Below are 17,069 nucleotides of genomic sequence, written 5' to 3' on the forward strand. Positions count from 1 at the left end.
GGGTGCTCGCCGCCGCGTTCGTCGTGTCGGTACTGCTGGGCATCGGCATCGGGTGGGGCATGTACGGCAACACCAAGTCGCCGCTGGACTTCACCACGGACCCCGGGGCCAAGCCCGACGGAGTCGCCGCCGTCGTGCTGACCCCGCCCACCCAACTGCACTCGGTCGGCGGCCTGACGGGACTGCTCGAGCAAACACGCAAACGCTTCGGCGACGCGATGGGCTACCGGCTGGTGATCTATCCGACGTACGCGGTGCTCGACCGGCCCGATCCCTCCGACGATCGCCGCGTGTTGGCCTACAGCTACCGCGGCGGCTGGGGCGACCCGACGAGCTCCGCCAAGAGTTCCGCGGACGGGCCCTTTCCGGTGGACCTGAGCAAGTTCGACGTCACGGCGACGGTGGGCATCATGCGCGGAGCCCCGCAGACCCTCCACATGAAGCCGTCGGACGTCAAGACCGAATACCTCAACATCGAGCCGGCGACCGACCCGACCACCCCCGGCGCCCTGTCGTTGTCGCTGTACGTCTCCAGCGACTACGGTGGTGGCTACATCGTCTTCGCAGGTGACGGCACCGTGAAGCAACTGAATCTGCCGTCTTAACCGCCGCGATCCGGCCCCGCTGCCGGCGCGATTCGATTCCGCGCACCCGGACTAATAGCCGACTAACAACCGGTGGTGTTGTGGCGAATATATCGAGACGATACGATGACGCGAGGCGTCGAACCGTCGTAACCGGCCGTGCAAAGGAGGTGATTCGATGCTTGAGCTCGCCATCCTGGGCCTGCTGATCGAATCGCCGATGCATGGGTACGAGTTGCGCAAAAGGTTGACCGGTCTCCTCGGCGCGTTCCGTGCGTTCTCGTACGGTTCGCTGTACCCCGCCCTCCGGCGGATGCAGGCCGAAGGCTTGATCGCCGAAGACGCCGCCCCGGCCGGCACGCCGGTCCGTCGGGCGCGGCGCGTCTACCAGCTAACCGACGAAGGACGACGTCGGTTCGGTGAGCTGGTGGCCGACACCGGTCCGCACAACTACACGGACGACGGCTTCGGGGTGCACCTGGCATTCTTCAACCGGACTCCGGCGGAGGCGCGCATGCGCATCCTGGAGGGTCGCCGCCGTCAGGTTGAGGAGCGGCGCGAAGGCCTGCGCGAAGCCGTGGCGCGGGCCAGCAGCTCGTTCGATCGCTACACCCGCCAACTTCACCAGCTGGGGCTCGAGTCCAGCGAGCGCGAAGTGAAGTGGCTCAACGAGCTCATTGCTGCGGAGCGGGCGATGCCCGGCCTCTCCGAGCAGACGTAAAACCCCTGCACGAAATTCATCAGCTGCGACACAGAGTTATCGAGTTAGGAGAACGCCCTTATGAGTGACCAGAACGCGCCAATCGCGTCGACGGAGGTACGAGTCGCCATTGTCGGCGTCGGTAACTGCGCGTCTTCGCTGGTACAGGGCGTCGAGTACTACCAGAACGCCGACGAGAACAGCACTGTGCCCGGTCTGATGCACGTCAAGTTCGGCCAGTACCACGTGCGCGACGTCAAGTTCGTCGCCGCCTTCGACGTGGACGCCAAGAAGGTCGGCTTCGACCTCTCCGACGCGATCTTCGCCTCGGAGAACAACACGATCAAGATCGCCGACGTGCCGCCCACCAACGTGGTGGTGCAGCGCGGCCCCACGCTGGACGGCATCGGCAAGTACTACGCCGACACCATCGAGCTCTCGGACGTCGAGCCGGTCGATGTGGTCAAGGCGCTCAAGGACGCCGAGGTCGACGTGCTGGTGTCCTACCTGCCCGTCGGTTCGGAAGAGGCCGACAAGTTCTACGCGCAGTGCGCCATCGACGCGGGTGTGGCGTTCGTCAACGCGCTGCCGGTGTTCATCGCCTCGGACCCGGTATGGGCCAAGAAGTTCGCCGACGCGGGCGTGCCGATCGTGGGCGACGACATCAAGAGCCAGGTCGGCGCCACCATCACCCACCGGGTGATGGCCAAGCTGTTCGAGGACCGCGGCGTGCAGTTGGACCGCACCATGCAGCTCAACGTCGGCGGCAACATGGACTTCCTCAACATGCTCGAGCGTGAGCGGCTGGAGTCCAAGAAGATCTCCAAGACGCAGGCCGTCACCTCCAACCTGCAACGCGAGTTCAAGACCAAGGATGTGCACATCGGCCCGTCCGACCACGTCGGCTGGCTCGACGACCGCAAGTGGGCCTATGTGCGGCTGGAGGGTCGCGCGTTCGGTGACGTGCCGCTGAACCTGGAGTACAAGCTCGAGGTGTGGGACTCGCCGAACTCGGCGGGCGTCATCATCGACGCGGTCCGGGCGGCCAAGATCGCCAAGGACCGCGGCATCGGCGGCCCGGTGATCCCGGCGTCGGCCTACCTGATGAAGAGCCCGCCGCAGCAGCTGCCCGACGACGTCGCGCGCGCGCAGCTCGAAGAGTTCATCATCGAGGGCTAAGAGGTCTGCTTAACCCGCGGGCGTAACGTCACGGCGCCTTCCCCCTTCGGAATTCGCCACGGCGTTGCGCTCGCGGCCGCTGGAGCCATTTCCTCCCCACTTCGCTGTGCGAGTGCTTAGCATCATCTCTCGATGGCTGTGCAACCCGCCGCATTCCTGCGCACGACCCTCCCGCTGGACCTGTCCCGGCTGGAGGAGCTGGACAGCGGCCGGTACCACTCGATCTGGCTGCCCGACCACATGGTCAGCTTCTTGCCTGACTCGATCTGGACCCCCGAGTTCACCGACCTGGCCACCGCTTCCCCGTCGCCGCACCGCCACCTCGACGGGCTGGCGGTAGCCGCCGCGGCCGCCGTCCTGACGGAGAACGTGCCGATCGTGAGCGCCGTCGTCGACACGGTGCGCCGCCACCCCAGCCTGCTGGCCCAGACGGCGCTCACGATCGACCACCTCGCCAAGGGCCGTTTCATCCTCGGCCTGGGCAGCGGTGAGAGCGAGAACACCCTGCCCTACGGCTTCGACTTCTCCCGGCCGGTCAGCCGCTTCGAAGAAGCCCTCACGGTGATCCGGCTGCTCTGGGACAGCGACGGCCCGGTCGATTTCGACGGGCAGTTCTACTCGCTGCGCCATGCGCGGCTGGACGCCGAACCCTACGCGGGCCGGCCGCCGCAGATCTGGATCGGCGCCAGCGGCCCGCGGATGCTGGACGTCGCAGGCCGGCACGCGGACGGCTGGTGGCCCGCCGGCGCCTGGACACCAGAACACTATGCCGAAATGCTCTGTGCGGTAAGGAGATCCGCCGAACGCGTCGGCCGTGATCCGCAGGCGATCACACCGTGCTTCATTCAGGTATGTCTGATCGGCGAGGACGAGAACGCCCTCGCCGAGATCCTCCAAGCACCCCTGGTCAAGGCGTTCCTGCTGCAAGTGTCGGCGGAAACGCTGCGCGGCTTCGGGTTCGACCACCCGATGGGCGATCGGTGGCGGGGATTTCAAGACATCGACCCGGCGGTGCTCACCCGCGAACGGATCCTGGAATTCCTCGCCAAAGCGCGGCCCGAGATGGTGCTGGCCGCCGTCCCGCACGGGACGCCGACGCAGGTGGCCAAGATCGTCAAGACGTACGTCGACGCGGGACTGCGCGTACCCAAGATCCTGGACTACGGCGCGATGGCCGGCCTGAGCTACGCCGAGGCTTCGGCCGCCAACGTGCGCGCCACCGAAGACGAACTGATGCGGCTGTGCGGCGGGCGGGTGTGACGATGTCCCTGGACGCCGCCCAGCTGCTCGCCGACGCGGAGACCGAAACCGGACTGCGCGACTATGGCGATCCCACCTTGCCGCAACGCTTCACCGTCGCGGTCGACCATCTCAACCGCCTCGGCATGGACGCCGAGGGCAACCGGCAGGCGGCACAGGTGTGTCGATGGCTGCTGACGTCGCGGCTCGAATTCATCGAAGACCGCATCCGCTACCCGATCGCCGACGAGGTGATCGACGGGCCGATGTTCGTCACCGGCGAACCCCGTTCGGGCACAACGCTCATGCACGCCCTGATGTCCGTCGACCCGCGCGCTCGGGCGCTGCGCTTCTGGGAGGTGATGTATCCGTCACCACCGCCGGGTCTGGCCGGCCCCGGCGACGACCGCAGGGAACGGGCCGACGCGGACTGGCGCGAGATCAACGCCAAGATGCCCAAGTGGCTGCACAGCCACCCGTACAACGACATGCTGGGCGACGGCCTGCCCGAGGACGAGCGCACCTGGGCGTTCGACTTCCGGGTGATGACGCCGACGGCCTGGTGGCGCGTGCCGATGCAGTCGCTGGTCGGCGGGTTGGCCACCGATCCGGCGGCGCAATACCGGCTGCACAAGGCCATGCTGCAACAGCTGCAATACCGTCGGGCCCGAAAATACTGGGTGCTGAAGGGCTTTCACGGCTTCCGCCTCAAGGAACTCTTCGACACCTATCCCGACGCACACCTGATGTGGCTACACCGCGACCCCGTCCAAGTCGCCGCGTCGCGCACCATGATGATGGCCGACATCGCCGAAGGCATCGTCGGTCCGGTCGACCTGCACGCCGAAGCGAAGAAGCACCTCGAGATGACTCGGGCCAGCATTGCCAACACGATGAGCAATCCGTTGGTCGACGATCCCCGCATCTTGCACGTGCGCTACGCCGACTTCGTCGGCGACCACATCGGCACCGTTCGGCGCTACTACGAGTTCTGCGGTCGCGAGCTGTCGGACGACGCCGAAGCGACAATGCGCGCCTACCTGGCCGACAACCGGGGCGACCGCTACGGCAAATTCCGCTACTCCACCCAGTTGCTGACCGACATCGGCGAGGACCTGGAGGCGCTGCACGCCGAATTCCGGCCTTTTCGAGAGCGATTCGGTGTCGCCATCGAGAGCCGCGCCTGACATGACCGGTCCGCACCACCGCCTGTCGGTGCACAACGTCACCTTCCAAGGCGAGTCGCTGGCCGAACTGGAAGCTCATTGGGCGGCACTCGGCGTGTCCCGGCTCAGCATCCTGGACGCCCAGCTGCTGGAGCCGCACTTCCCGATGTTGCTCCACGGCAACGCATATTCGGTCGAAGCCGTCTATCACCTGTTCGCCGGCGGCAAGCTGTCCGGCGAACCGCACGCCGCCCGTGACGCGCTGTCCGCCGTGATCGACGCGGCCGCCGCCGTCGGGGCCCGCACCGTCTACCTGCTCACCGGCGGGCGCGGTGACCTCACCTGGGCTCAGGCCGCGGACCGCTTTTGCGCGATGGTCGGCCCCTGCGCGAGTCAGGCCAAGGCGGCCGGGGTGGCGCTGGCCATCGAGAATGCGTCAAGCCTGTACGCCGACATCCACCTGGCCCACACGCTGCGCGACGCCGTCACGCTGGCCGAGATGGCCGACCTGAGTGTATGCATCGACGTGTTTCACTGTTGGGCGGAGGGGGATTTGGAGGCGATGGTGCAGCGGGCCCTACCGCGGACGGCGCTGATCCAGCTGAGCGACTATGTGCTCGGCGACCGGGCGCTACCGGCCAGGGCGGTACCGGGCGACGGAACGATCCCGCTGGAAGCCATCGTCGCCCAGGCGCTAACCGGCGGCTACTCCCACGGTTTCGACCTGGAACTGATCGGTCCCCGCATCGACCGGGAGGGACACCTGGAAGCCGCGCAACGCGCATGCGTAGTCGTCAGCGCGATGCTCGAGAGGCTCGGTGCGTGAGCATGGCCTTCGGCGACGGGCCCGACGACGCGGCGCTGCAGCAGGCCTGGACGGAATTCTGCGCGCGGCTGCAGCGAGCGGGCGAGCAGGCCTTCAAGCAGGCCAACCCGGTGTCGGGCGCCCATCGGGTCGACGCCTACCGGTTCCTCACCCAAAATCTCGGCCAGGCCTTCGATCTGGCGCTCGAAACGCGTGACACCCGCTACCCGGTGCTGCACACCTTCTGCGGCCCGACCCGCAAGCTGGGCGGCGACTGCGCCGACTTTACTTACCAGCAGGCGTGGATCGACGGGCGGTCGACCTACCGCCTCGTCGGGACGCGTGGCACTGCAAGGTTTTTCAACGTCACGGTTCAGGGGCCACGTACGTCTGGCCCGGGCGTGCTGCACGAGCCGTTCGGTGACATACCGGAGGCCAACCTGCTCGGTCATCAGCTTCAGGTCGGCGATGGCGGGGAAATCGAGCTTTACATCGGCGGACCCGAGCGCGGGCCGAACTGGCTGCCCACCACTACCGGCTCGCGGAAACTGTTCATTCGCCAGGGTTTCGACCGCTGGGACGAGCTGCCCGCGCAGGTTCGCATCGAACGAATCGACATGGACTACCCCAAGCCGTTGCCGTCGACGCCCGAGATGGTCGAGGCGATGCGCTGGGCCGGCGACTTCGTCACTGGCCTGATGGCGGACTGGCCCGAGTTCCCCTTCACCTACGGCGGCGTCGACCCCAACCGCCCCAACTCCTTTCCGCAAGTCGACGCGACCGACGCCGACGCCAGGCGCGGCCGGGCCGCCGCCAACATGTATTGGGAACTCGCGGACGACGAGGCGCTGATCCTCGAATTCGGCGCCCACGCCGGATTGTGGATGCTGACCAATATGGGCGTCTTTTTCAACAGCATGGATTACCTGTACCGGCCGGTGAGCTACACGCCGAGCCGCACGAAGACCGACGCAGACGGCCGCATCCGTCTCGTCATGGCGCATCGTGATCCGGGCGTGCACAACTGGATCGACACCCAGGGCTTCGCGTGCGGCAACCTGACCTACCGGCACATGCTCGAGGGCGCACCGGCCGCGCTGAACACCCAAGTCGTCAAGCACGACGAACTGCTCGCCGCCCTGCCGGCAGACACCGCGATGGTGAGCGCCGCCGAGCGCGCGGCGGCGATGTGGGAGCGCTTTCGCGGCATCCGCCGTCGTTACCTCCTGTAGACGAGAAGCTAGTTTTAGGTCGTGGCCGAAATCTCCGAAGACGAACTCGACGGGCTCGACGAGTTCTCGCTGTTATCCGAAAATGCCGAGCAAGCCGGTGTCACCGGCCCGCTGCCGGACGTGCAACGCGTGGGGACGGGCGCCGGTGAGGACACGATCAGCGCGTTGCGGTGGGGTGGTACTGCCCCGCGGGTCGTCTTCTTGCACGGCGGCGGCCAGAACGCCCACACCTGGGACACCGTCATCGTCGGCCTGGGCGAACCCGCACTGGCCGTGGATCTGCCCGGGCACGGCCATTCGGCATGGCGCGAGGACGGCGACTACTCGCCGCAGCTGAACGCCGACGCCTTGCTGCCCGCGGTGCGCGAGCACGCTCCCAGCGCCGATCTTGTCGTGGGCATGTCGCTGGGTGGGTTGACCGCGATACGGCTGGCCGCCGTGGCACCGGAACTGGTGAACGAACTCGTCCTGATCGACGTCACCCCGTCGGCGCTGCAGCGGCACTCGGAGATGACCAAGGAACAACAGGGCACCGTGGCGCTCATGCACGGCGAACGCGAATTCCCCAGCTTCCAGGCCATGCTGGATTTGACGATCGCCGCGGCCCCGCATCGCGAGGTGAAGGCGCTGCGCCGCGGCGTCTTTCACAACTCGCGCCGGCTGGAAAACGGCAACTGGACGTGGCGCTACGACGCCATCCGCAAGTTCCCCGACTTCGACGTCCTGTGGGAGGACGTGGACAGGCTTTCTGCACCCATCACCCTCATCCGCGGCGGCAACTCGGGATTCGTCAGCGACGACGATGCCGCGGAATTAAGCCGTCGCACAAGACATTTCCGAACCGCGCACGTTGTGGCCAACTCCGGGCACTCCGTGCAAAGCGACCAGCCGCTGGCCCTGATCGAGCTGCTGCGCGGGGTGCTCGACGCGCGGTGAGCCTACGGTGGGCACATGACTTCTGATCTGCCCGTCCGCATCGGTGTGCAACTACAACCTCAGCACGCGCCCCAGTACCGCCAAATCCGCGATGCCGTGCGCCGCTGCGAGGACATCGGGGTCGACATCGCGTTCAACTGGGACCACTTCTTCCCCCTCTACGGGGATCCCGACGGCGCGCATTTCGAATGCTGGACCATGCTCGGGGCCTGGGCCGAACAGACCTCGCGCATTCAGATCGGCGCGCTGGTCACCTGCAATTCCTACCGAAATCCCGAACTGCTGGCCGACATGGCCCGGACCGTCGACCACATCTGCGGCGGCCGGCTCGTGCTGGGGATCGGCTCGGGCTGGAAGCAGAAGGACTACGACGAATACGGCTATGAGTTCGGCACCGCCGGCAGCCGTCTGGACGATCTCGCCGGCGCGCTTCCCCGGATCAAGGCGCGGCTGGCCAAGCTGAATCCGCTGCCGACCCGCGACATCCCGATCCTGATCGGTGGCGGCGGCGAGCGGAAGACGCTGCGGCTGGTCGCCGAGTACGCCGACATGTGGCACAGCTTCACTTCCGCCGACGAGTTCCCGGCGAAGTCCGATGTGTTGACCCGGCACTGCGCCGACGTCGGCCGCGACCCGGCCAGCATCGAACGCTCGGCCGCCGTTCAGGTCCGCGGCGCGCTGGTCGAGAATGCCGAAAGGCTCGTCGACCTCGGCGTGACGCTGCTGACGGTGGGGTGTGACGGTCCGGATTACGACCTAAGCGCGGCGGAAGCGCTGTGCCGGTGGCGCGATGGTCGTTAAGGCCTTTCGCCGCAAGATTCCTCCGTCAAACGCCGGAAAATACGAGCCAACTCGTGAGAAACTTCTCGCGCTAGTTGGCCGAACCGGGTTTGAAAGAGACTCAACAACGCATGCCGAAGAAATACGGGGTCAAAGAAAAGGACCTGGTTGTTTCGCACATCCTGCACCTCTTGCTGACGGGAAAGCTGCGCAGCGGCGACCGCGTCGATCGCAATGAGATCGCGCTCGGCCTGGGCGTGAGCCGCGTTCCCATTCAAGAGGCGTTGGTGCAACTCGAACACGACGGCATTGTCTCCACCCGCTACCACCGGGGGGCGTTCGTGGAGCGATTCGACGAAGCGACCGTCCTCGAGCATCACGAACTCGAGGGCCTGCTCAACGGCATCGCCTCCGCGCGAGCGGCCACGAGTCCGACTCCGCGGATCCTGGGTCAGCTGGACGCGTTGATGCGATCGCTGCGCGCCGCCAAGGATTCGCGGGCCTTCTGCGACATCGCGGCGGAATACCGGCGCACGATCAACGACGAATACGCCGGGCCGCGGTTACACGCCACGATCCGCGCCTCGCAGAACCTGGTGCCCCGGGTGTTCTGGCTGATCTATCAAGGCAGCCGGGAAGAGATCCTCCCGTTTTATGAAGAGGAGACGTCGGCGATCAACCGGCGCGACCCCGAGGCCGCCCGGGCCGCGTGCGTCGGCCGCTCCTATCTGATGGCACAGACCATGCTGGCCGAACTTTCCCGGCGCCGGGTGTTCACCCCACCCGACGACGTGGATCCGGTGGTGCCGGAACCGCTCGACGTGCTCGCCGACGCCGGAGCCGTGGGCGTCGAGCCACTCGCGATCTAGAGGGGACGCTCCCCCGACGAAGCCGCCGTCGGGTCGATACGGTGGCAGGGATGAATGCCCGCGCGTTCCGAAGCACCCAGCGCCGCGGAAAGCCGTTCGGACTGGCCGCGACGACGCTGTTGGTGTGCGGCATGGCATTAGGCGGCCCGGCCACCCCCGCGGCTGCCGATTGGAACCAGTGCGCGCCCTCCGGCGTGGAGAGCGCCAGGGCCCTGCCCAAAGATCTGACCGAGAGTCAGCCCACCCCCCAGGAGGACCGGGACACGACCAACTCCGTCGAGCCGCTCAGCTCCGTCGATGTCGGCGCGCTCGGCCTCGGCACACCGGGCGTGCTGACGGTGGGCACCCTGTCGGACGCCCCGCCCAACATCTGCATCAATCCGACCGGTGAATTCAGCGGCTTCGACAACTTGCTCCTGCGCGCCATCGCCGACAAGCTGCATCTGCAGCTCCGCTTCGTCAGCACGGACTTCTCCGCCCTGCTGGCTCAGGTGGCGTCCCGGCGTTTCGACGTCGGCTCGGCATCGGTGAAGGCGACCGACCAGCGCCGCCGGACCGTAGCGTTCACCAACGGCTACGACTTCGGCTTCTACTCCCTCGTGGTGCCGCCCGGCTCGCCGATCCACAAGTTCAGCGACCTGGCGGCCGGTCAGCGCATCGGCGTGGTCCAGGGCACCGTCGAGGAGTCCTATGTCGTGGACACCCTGCATCTGCAACCGGTGAAGTACCCCGGCTTCGCCACCCTGTATGCCAGTCTCAAGACCCGTCAGATCGATGCGTGGGTGGCGCCCGGAACCCTCGCCTCGACCGTCATCCGCCCGGGCGATCCGGCCGTCACGGTCGCGAACACTTTCAGCCCAGGCAATTTCGTGGCCTACGCGGTCGCGAAAGAGAACAAGCCGCTGATCGACGCGCTGAATTCCGGACTGGATGCGGTGATCGCCGATGGCACCTGGGCCAAGCTGTACTGCCAATGGGTACCGCGGACGCTGCCGCCCGGGTGGAAACCCGGATCGAAAGCCGCGCCCGCCCCGAACCTGCCCGACTTCGCGGCGATCGCCGCGAGCCAGCACCGCACCGCGACGGGACCGGCTGCACCCAAATCGACCCTGGCGCAGTTGCGCGATTCGTTCTTCGACTGGGAGATGTACCGACGAGCCATCCCGGTTCTGCTCACGACCGGGCTGCCCAACACGCTCATCCTGACCAACAGCGCCATCGTGATCGGCCTCGCTCTCGGGATGGTGCTGGCCATGGCGGGCATCTCGCACCGGCGCTGGCTGCGCTGGCCGGCGCGGGTGTACACCGATATCTTCCGGGGCCTGCCCGAAGTGGTGATCATCCTGCTGATCGGAATGGGGGTCGGGCCGTTGGTCGGCGGGCTGACCAACAAGAATCCCTATCCCCTGGGAATTGCGGCATTGGGATTGATGGCCGCCGCCTATATCGGTGAAATCCTGCGCTCCGGAATCCAAAGCGTGGACCCTGGCCAGTTGGAGGCCGCCAGGGCGCTGGGCTTCAGCTATACGACCGCGATGCGGCTCGTGGTGGTGCCACAGGGAATACGGCGGGTGCTGCCCGCACTGGTCAATCAATTCATCGGGCTGCTGAAGGCCTCCGCGTTGGTGTACTTCCTCGGCCTGATCGCCGACCAGCGCGAGCTTTTCCAGGTGGGCCGCGATTTGAATGCCCAGACGGGGAGCCTGTCGCCGTTGGTGGCCGCGGGCCTCTTCTATTTGATATTGACCATTCCGTTAACGCATCTGGTGAATTACATCGACGCGCGTCTGCGCCGCGGGCGGCGCGCCCCCGATCCGGACGACACTCCGGGCATGCTCACCACGACGTTCGGCCAGGAGATCACGTGAACATGGGCCGCGCGCCGGTCTCCCTGTCCGCCAAAGACATTCATCAGACCCTAGGCGGCAACAAGGTGCTGCGCGGTGTGGATTTCGAGGCCCCTGCGGGCACCACCGTCGCCGTCATCGGTCCGTCCGGATCGGGCAAGTCGACGCTGCTGCGGACCTTGAACCGGCTGCACGAACCGGACAGCGGCGACATCCTGCTGGACGGCCGGTCGGTATTGCGCGACGATCCCAACAAGCTCCGCCAGCGCATCGGCATGGTGTTCCAGCATTTCAACCTCTTCCCGCACCTGAGTGTCCTGAAGAACGTTGCGATGGCGCCCCGCAAGTTGCACCGCCTGCCCGCCGACGAAGCCCGCCACTTGGCCCTGGCCCAATTGGAGCGAGTTGGCCTGAAGCACAAGGCCGATGCGCGGCCGGGCATGTTGTCCGGCGGCCAGCAGCAACGGGTCGCGATCGCCCGCGCATTAGCCATGTCGCCACAAGTGATGTTCTTCGACGAGGCCACTTCCGCGCTGGATCCCGAAATGGTGAAAGGGATTCTGCAACTCATCGCCGACCTCGGCGCCGACGGCATGACGATGATCGTGGTCACCCACGAAATGGGCTTCGCCCGCTCGGCATCCGACACGGTCGTCTTCATGGATAGGGGCAAGGTCGTGGAATCCGGTCCCCCGGAGCAGATTTTCGAGGCCGCGCGGACCGAACGTTTACAGCGATTCTTGTCCCAAGTACTTTGACCGTCCCCTCGGTTCTAATTAGTAGGCTTAGCTAGCTTGTCCCCGCCTGATATCGCGTTAGACTCCCCGTTTATGGCGGACAGCGAATCCACCGCGGCCGATGTGACCGAGCTTGCGGAAGGTTTGCACCGTGCGCTGTCCAAATTGTTTTCGATTCTGCGTCGTGGGGACCCGAGCGGCGCTGCCGCGGGAGAACTGACACTGGCGCAACTGTCGATCCTGGTCACCTTGCTGGATCAGGGGCCGATTCGGATGACCGACCTGGCGGCCCATGAACGGGTGCGGACTCCCACCACGACGGTGGCGATCCGCCGGCTGGAGAAGCTCGGTCTGGTGAAACGCTCGCGCGACCCGTCCGACCTGCGTGCGGTGCTGGTCGACATCACTCCGCGCGGACGGGCGGTGCATGGCGAATCCCTGGCCAACCGGCGCGCATCCCTGGCGGCGATGCTCAGTCAGCTCCCCCCGGCCGATCTGGGCACCCTGATGCAAGCGCTGGCTCCGCTGGAGCGGCTGGCCTGCGGCGAGCCGGCCCCGGGGCCCGCCGGCGAACCCGCGGCAGCCAAAGAGGCGTGAAAACACCTGCCAGACAACGGATTTCCTGGCACCCGTAGACTATCTTGCATGCCCACTGCACTCATCACAGGCGCAGGCGGCGGCATCGGTGCCGCGATCGCCACGGCGCTGGCCCCCACCCACACCCTGCTGCTTGCCGGTCGGCCGTCCGACCGGCTGGACGCCGTGGCGGAGCGGCTCGACGCGACGACCTTCCCGCTGGACCTGACCGACCCCTCCGAGATCGAGGCCACCTGCGAGATCGTGGATGAACTCGACGTGCTGGTGCACAACGCAGGCGTGTCCTTCCCCGGTCACGTCGCGGAGTCCAACGTGGATGAGTGGCGTGCCACCTTCGCCGTCAATGTGCTTGGACCGGTGGAACTTACGCTGGTGCTGCTGCCGGCCCTGCGGAGCGCCCGCGGACAGGTGATCTTCATCAATTCGGGTGCGGGACGCAACGTTTCGCCCGGGATGGCCTCCTACTCGGCGAGCAAGTTCGCGTTGCGCGCCTTCGCCGACTCACTGCGGGCCGACGAACCGCAGCTGCGGGTGACCACGGTCTATCCCGGCCGCACAGACACCGAAATGCAGCGCGAACTCGTCGCATTCGAGGGCGGCGCGTACGACGCCGCTAAGTTTCTCAAGCCAGAGACGGTCGCTGCCGCGGTAGCCAATGTGGTGGCCACTCCCCCAGACGGCCACGTCCACGAGGTCGTGCTGCGGCCCGCAGGCCATTGACTCGGCTACTCGCTAGACGACCAGGTTGACCAGCCGGCCCGGGACGACGATCACTTTGCGCGGATTGGCGCCCGCCAGGAATGCCTGAACCTTCTCGTCCGACAACGCCGCGGCTTTCAGCGTGTCTTGGTCGGCATCGGCGGCGACCACCACGCGCCCCCGCACCTTGCCGTTGACCTGGACCGGGTATTCGACACTGTCGTCGACCAGGTAGGCCGGATCGGCTTGCGGGAACGGGCCATGCGCCAGCGACGTGGTGTGGCCAAGCCGCAGCCACAGTTCCTCGGCCAGGTGCGGGGCCAGCGGCGCCAGCATCAGCACCAGCGGCTCGACCGCCGCGCGCGGTACCGCGTCGCGGTGCTCCTTGGTCAGGTGGTTCGTGTACTCGATCAGTTTGGCCGCCGCGGTGTTATTCCGCAGTGCCGCATAGTCTTCCGAAACTCCCGCGATGGTGCGGTGCAGCGCGCGCAAGGTTTCGGTGTCGAGCTCTTGTTGGCCGGCCACATCGACCACCCGTGTAGCGCCGGTCTGCTCGTCCACCACCAGCCGCCACACACGCTGCAGGAAGCGTTGCGCCCCGACGACGTCCTTGGTGGCCCAGGGGCGGGAGGCTTCCAAGGGGCCCATCGACATCTCGTATACCCGCAGCGTGTCCGCGCCGTACTCGTCGCAAATCTCGTCCGGAGATATCGAATTCTTCAGGCTCTTACCAATTTTGCCGAACTCCTGGAAGACCTCGATCTCGCCGCCGGGAGCCGGGTAGAAGAAGCGGCCGCCCCGTTCGACAACCTCGTCGGCGGGGACATACGAGCCTCGCGAGTCGGTGTAGGCGAAGGCTTGGATGTAGCCCTGGTTTACCAGGCGGCGGTAGGGCTCCTTGGAGCTGACGTGTCCCAGGTCGTACAAGACCTTGTGCCAGAACCGCGCATACAGCAGGTGCAGCACCGCGTGTTCGGCGCCGCCGACGTAGAGGTCGACACCGCCGGGGTCCTGCGGGCCGTGCTCGTCGGGCCGCGGACCCATCCAATACGCTTCGTTCTCCTTGGCGCACAGCCGTTCCGAGTTGTAGGGATCGGTGTAGCGCAGTTCATACCAGGAGCTGCCGGCCCACTGCGGCATCACGTTGGTGTCGCGGGTGTAGGGCTGCAAGCCGTTGCCGAGGTCCAATTCCACGTGCACCCACTCGGTGGCCTTGGCCAGTGGAGGTGACGGCTCGCTGTCGGCGTCGTCGGGGTCGAACAGCACCGGCGAGTAGTCCGGCACGTCGGGCAGCTCGACTGGCAGGGCGGCTTCGTCGAGCGCATGAGCGCGACCGTCGCTGTCGTACACGATCGGGAACGGCTCGCCCCAGTAGCGTTGCCGGGCGAAAAGCCAGTCCCGAAGCTTGAATTCGATGCGGGCCCAGCCGCGGCCATCCGCCTCCAGACGCGCGGTGATCGCTTTCTTCGCCGTCGGCACGTCCATCCCGTCGAGGTAGCCGGAGTTGACCAGCATGCCGTCGCCGGGATAGGCGGCTTCCGAAACATCACCGCCGGCAATGACTTCCACGATGGGAAGGCCGAACTGGTGGGCGAAGTCCCAGTCGCGCTGATCGTGGCCCGGAACCGCCATGATGGCGCCGGTCCCGTATCCGGCCAACACGTAGTCGGCGATGAAGATCGGCACCGGCTCGCCGTTGGCGGGGTTGCGCGCGTAGCTGCCCAGGAAGACGCCGGTCTTCTCCTTGCTCTCCTGCCGCTCGAGATCCGACTTCGCCGCGATCGCCTGCCGGTAGTCGGCGACGGCCTGGGCCGGCGTCGCGGCGCCGTAGGTCCACCGCGGGTCGGTCCCCTCCGGCCAGCCGGCGGCAATCAGCCCGTCGACCAGGTCATGCTCGGGAGCCAGCACCAGGTAGGTGGCGCCGAACATCGTGTCCGGCCGGGTGGTGAAAACCTCGATGTCGACCGTCTCGCCACTGGTGTTGCGCGCCGAGAACAGCGCCCGGGTGCCGATGGAGCGGCCAATCCAGTTGCGCTGCATGGTTTTCACCGGTTCCGGCCAGTCGAGCAGATCCAGGTCGTCGAGCAGCCGGTCGGCATAGGCGGTGATCCGCATCATCCACTGCCGCAATCGTTTCCGGAACACCGGGAAGTTGCCGCGGTCGCTGCGACCGTCGGCGGTCACCTCCTCGTTGGCCAGTACCGTGCCCAATCCCGGACACCAGTTGACCATCGAGTCGGCCCGGTAGACCAACCGATGGCTGTCGATGACGTCGGCCCGCTCCCCCGCCGACAACGCAGACCATTGGCGGCCGTCTTCGAGCTGCCTTGCGCCGGAATCGAATTCCGCGATCAGCTCTGCGATCGGGCGGGCCTTGTTGGCCGCGGTGTCGAACCAGGCGTTGTAGATCTGCAGGAAGATCCACTGCGTCCACTTGTAGAACTCGACGTCGGTGGTGGAAAAGCTGCGCCGGCTGTCGTGACCGAGGCCCAGCCGGCCCAGCTGACGGCGAAAGTTCACGACGTTGGCCTCGGTGCGGGTGCGCGGATGGGTGCCGGTTTGCACGGCGTATTGCTCGGCGGGCAGCCCGAAGGAGTCGAACCCCAACGCGTGCAGAACGTTGCGCCCGGTCATCCGGAAGTAACGGGCGTAGACGTCGGTGGCGATGTAGCCCAGCGGGTGGCCGACGTGCAGCCCCTCCCCGGAGGGATAGGGAAACATGTCCTGCACGAACAACTTGTCGGCGGGAACGGGGGTGCCGTCCGCCGGGGCCAACGATCCGACCGGGTTGGGCACGTTGAACGTGCCGAGCTTGGCCCAGTTCTCCTGCCACGTGCTTTCGATACGGCCCGCCAGCGCCGCGGTGTAGCGATGCGTCGGCGCGTCGGAGTCCGGCTGAACGGCGCCGGGGTTGCTCTCGGCCGCAGTGGTCGGGGAGTCGGTCACCTGAACAGGGTATAAGGGAACCCCGGCCCGCCCGCCGGGCCACAGGATGGTCTCGGTTCCGTTGCGCACCGATCAGAGGTTCATCCCAGGTCGATTTCGAGCCTATTCACGGCCTTTGACCTGTAGTTACAGTCGGCCTCTGACAAGCCTGCTGGCAGTGCGCCATTGGAAGGACCGAGGCAGATGATCGAGATCGTCCCCGCCCGCCGTGCGCTCCTCGGGGGTATGGTCGCCGGACTGATCGCCACGGCGGTCGTCACGGGCGCCAACGCGTCAGCTGACCCGGTGCTTCCTGCCCCGTCGCCCGTTCCCGGAGGTGGCGATGACATGGCGCCGGGAGGTGTTCAGCAGCATGTCGCCGTCGCGGTACGTGCCTTCGACGATCGACGACGGGAAGCCGCCGAAATCGGCCATCGAGGCGTTGGTCGGTTGCCAGGCCAGGAGTTTCTGGCTGTCGACGTAGCCGTGGCTGATCGCCTCGCGGGGGTCGAAGTTGCCGACCAGCTTGTACACCACCACCTGTGCATTCGAGGTGTAGATGCTGCTGCCTTGCCGGTCGGCGATCACCGCGAACGCGTCGGGCACGTTGGGGTCGGGCACCTGGGTCCAGCGGGCCGGCACCGGCAGGGTGATGTCGAGCGCCTTGAGCCCCTCGGGCTTCTGCGCCTCGAGCTTGACTCCCTTCGACTGGAGGTAGTCACGGATCGTTCCGGAGGCGGCCGGGCTCGTATTGTGAGGCCATGCTGCTTGACA

Annotated in this window: 15 protein-coding genes and 1 pseudogene; 14 read left to right on the forward strand and 2 right to left on the reverse strand. The window is 66.6% G+C overall.

Annotation, left to right across the window (positions count from 1 at the left end; translation table 11 throughout):
• The 14 genes from A5691_RS08040 to A5691_RS08105 form a co-directional block, all read left to right on the forward strand.
• On the forward strand, positions 1-605 hold a 605-nt coding region (locus tag A5691_RS08040; protein ID WP_067781186.1), incomplete at its 5' end, for a hypothetical protein.
• A gap of 157 nt (positions 606-762) precedes the next feature.
• Entirely contained in the window at positions 763-1,305 is a 543-nt protein-coding gene (locus tag A5691_RS08045; protein ID WP_003874738.1) for a PadR family transcriptional regulator, read from the forward strand.
• Positions 1,306-1,365: 60 nt separating this feature from the next.
• Positions 1,366-2,463 (forward strand): inositol-3-phosphate synthase, encoded by a 1,098-nt coding sequence (locus A5691_RS08050; RefSeq protein ID WP_067268555.1) that lies wholly within the window; start codon positions 1,366-1,368, stop codon positions 2,461-2,463.
• Between the two features lie 132 nt (positions 2,464-2,595).
• Positions 2,596-3,723, forward strand: coding sequence for an LLM class flavin-dependent oxidoreductase (locus A5691_RS08055; RefSeq protein ID WP_068016427.1), 1,128 nt, complete (start codon positions 2,596-2,598; stop codon positions 3,721-3,723).
• Complete coding sequence (locus A5691_RS08060) at positions 3,720-4,889, forward strand: sulfotransferase (protein ID WP_068016476.1); 1,170 nt, start codon at positions 3,720-3,722, stop codon at positions 4,887-4,889. The genes A5691_RS08055 and A5691_RS08060 overlap by 4 nt, the downstream gene beginning before the upstream one ends.
• A gap of 1 nt (position 4,890) precedes the next feature.
• Positions 4,891-5,694, forward strand: coding sequence for a sugar phosphate isomerase/epimerase (locus A5691_RS08065; protein WP_067781180.1), 804 nt, complete (start codon positions 4,891-4,893; stop codon positions 5,692-5,694).
• Between the two features lie 2 nt (positions 5,695-5,696).
• Entirely contained in the window at positions 5,697-6,905 is a 1,209-nt protein-coding gene (locus tag A5691_RS08070) for a DUF1214 domain-containing protein (RefSeq protein ID WP_068016429.1), read from the forward strand.
• Positions 6,906-6,926: 21 nt separating this feature from the next.
• Positions 6,927-7,841, forward strand: coding sequence for an alpha/beta fold hydrolase (locus tag A5691_RS08075; RefSeq protein ID WP_068016434.1), 915 nt, complete (start codon positions 6,927-6,929; stop codon positions 7,839-7,841).
• 15 nt (positions 7,842-7,856) lie between these two features.
• Positions 7,857-8,642: an LLM class F420-dependent oxidoreductase gene (locus tag A5691_RS08080; RefSeq protein WP_067892001.1), complete on the forward strand. Its 786-nt coding sequence runs from the start codon at positions 7,857-7,859 to the stop codon at positions 8,640-8,642.
• Positions 8,643-8,752: 110 nt separating this feature from the next.
• The gene (locus A5691_RS08085; RefSeq protein WP_068016438.1) at positions 8,753-9,490 is read left to right on the forward strand and encodes a GntR family transcriptional regulator; all 738 of its coding nucleotides are present in this window, start codon (positions 8,753-8,755) and stop codon (positions 9,488-9,490) included.
• Positions 9,491-9,540: 50 nt separating this feature from the next.
• A complete protein-coding gene (locus A5691_RS08090; protein WP_068016441.1) occupies positions 9,541-11,358 on the forward strand; it encodes an ABC transporter substrate-binding protein/permease in 1,818 nt (605 codons plus the stop codon).
• Positions 11,359-11,360: 2 nt separating this feature from the next.
• On the forward strand, positions 11,361-12,095 hold the full coding sequence (locus A5691_RS08095) for an amino acid ABC transporter ATP-binding protein (RefSeq protein WP_067756191.1): 735 nt from the start codon (positions 11,361-11,363) through the stop codon (positions 12,093-12,095).
• Positions 12,096-12,167: 72 nt separating this feature from the next.
• The gene (locus A5691_RS08100; RefSeq protein ID WP_067756193.1) at positions 12,168-12,671 is read left to right on the forward strand and encodes a MarR family winged helix-turn-helix transcriptional regulator; all 504 of its coding nucleotides are present in this window, start codon (positions 12,168-12,170) and stop codon (positions 12,669-12,671) included.
• A gap of 48 nt (positions 12,672-12,719) precedes the next feature.
• A complete protein-coding gene (locus A5691_RS08105) occupies positions 12,720-13,391 on the forward strand; it encodes an SDR family oxidoreductase (RefSeq protein ID WP_067891991.1) in 672 nt (223 codons plus the stop codon).
• A gap of 12 nt (positions 13,392-13,403) precedes the next feature.
• Here A5691_RS08105 and leuS read toward each other — a convergent pair whose 3' ends face one another.
• Positions 13,404-16,316, reverse strand: coding sequence for a leucine--tRNA ligase (gene leuS / locus A5691_RS08110; protein ID WP_067756345.1), 2,913 nt, complete (start codon positions 16,314-16,316; stop codon positions 13,404-13,406).
• Between the two features lie 309 nt (positions 16,317-16,625).
• Positions 16,626-17,069 (reverse strand): annotated as a pseudogene (locus A5691_RS27910) (LpqN/LpqT family lipoprotein); the annotation flags it as partial.

Origin of the sequence: Mycobacterium sp. E183, assembly GCF_001667735.1 — a bacterium.
GTDB lineage: Bacteria > Actinomycetota > Actinomycetes > Mycobacteriales > Mycobacteriaceae > Mycobacterium.

Excerpts from the sequence above, each read along its gene's own strand:
- A5691_RS08055 (WP_068016427.1), top strand. The coding sequence starts at position 2,596 with ATGGCTGTGCAACCCGCCGCATTCCTGCGCACGACCCTCCCGCTGGAC.
- A5691_RS08070 (WP_068016429.1), top strand. The coding sequence starts at position 5,697 with ATGGCCTTCGGCGACGGGCCCGACGACGCGGCGCTGCAGCAGGCCTGG.
- A5691_RS08065 (WP_067781180.1), top strand. The coding sequence starts at position 4,891 with ATGACCGGTCCGCACCACCGCCTGTCGGTGCACAACGTCACCTTCCAA.
- A5691_RS08085 (WP_068016438.1), top strand. The coding sequence starts at position 8,753 with ATGCCGAAGAAATACGGGGTCAAAGAAAAGGACCTGGTTGTTTCGCAC.
- A5691_RS08100 (WP_067756193.1), top strand. The coding sequence starts at position 12,168 with ATGGCGGACAGCGAATCCACCGCGGCCGATGTGACCGAGCTTGCGGAA.
- A5691_RS08045 (WP_003874738.1), top strand. The coding sequence starts at position 763 with ATGCTTGAGCTCGCCATCCTGGGCCTGCTGATCGAATCGCCGATGCAT.
- A5691_RS08095 (WP_067756191.1), top strand. The coding sequence starts at position 11,361 with ATGGGCCGCGCGCCGGTCTCCCTGTCCGCCAAAGACATTCATCAGACC.
- A5691_RS08050 (WP_067268555.1), top strand. The coding sequence starts at position 1,366 with ATGAGTGACCAGAACGCGCCAATCGCGTCGACGGAGGTACGAGTCGCC.
- A5691_RS08090 (WP_068016441.1), top strand. The coding sequence starts at position 9,541 with ATGAATGCCCGCGCGTTCCGAAGCACCCAGCGCCGCGGAAAGCCGTTC.
- A5691_RS08080 (WP_067892001.1), top strand. The coding sequence starts at position 7,857 with ATGACTTCTGATCTGCCCGTCCGCATCGGTGTGCAACTACAACCTCAG.
- A5691_RS08105 (WP_067891991.1), top strand. The coding sequence starts at position 12,720 with ATGCCCACTGCACTCATCACAGGCGCAGGCGGCGGCATCGGTGCCGCG.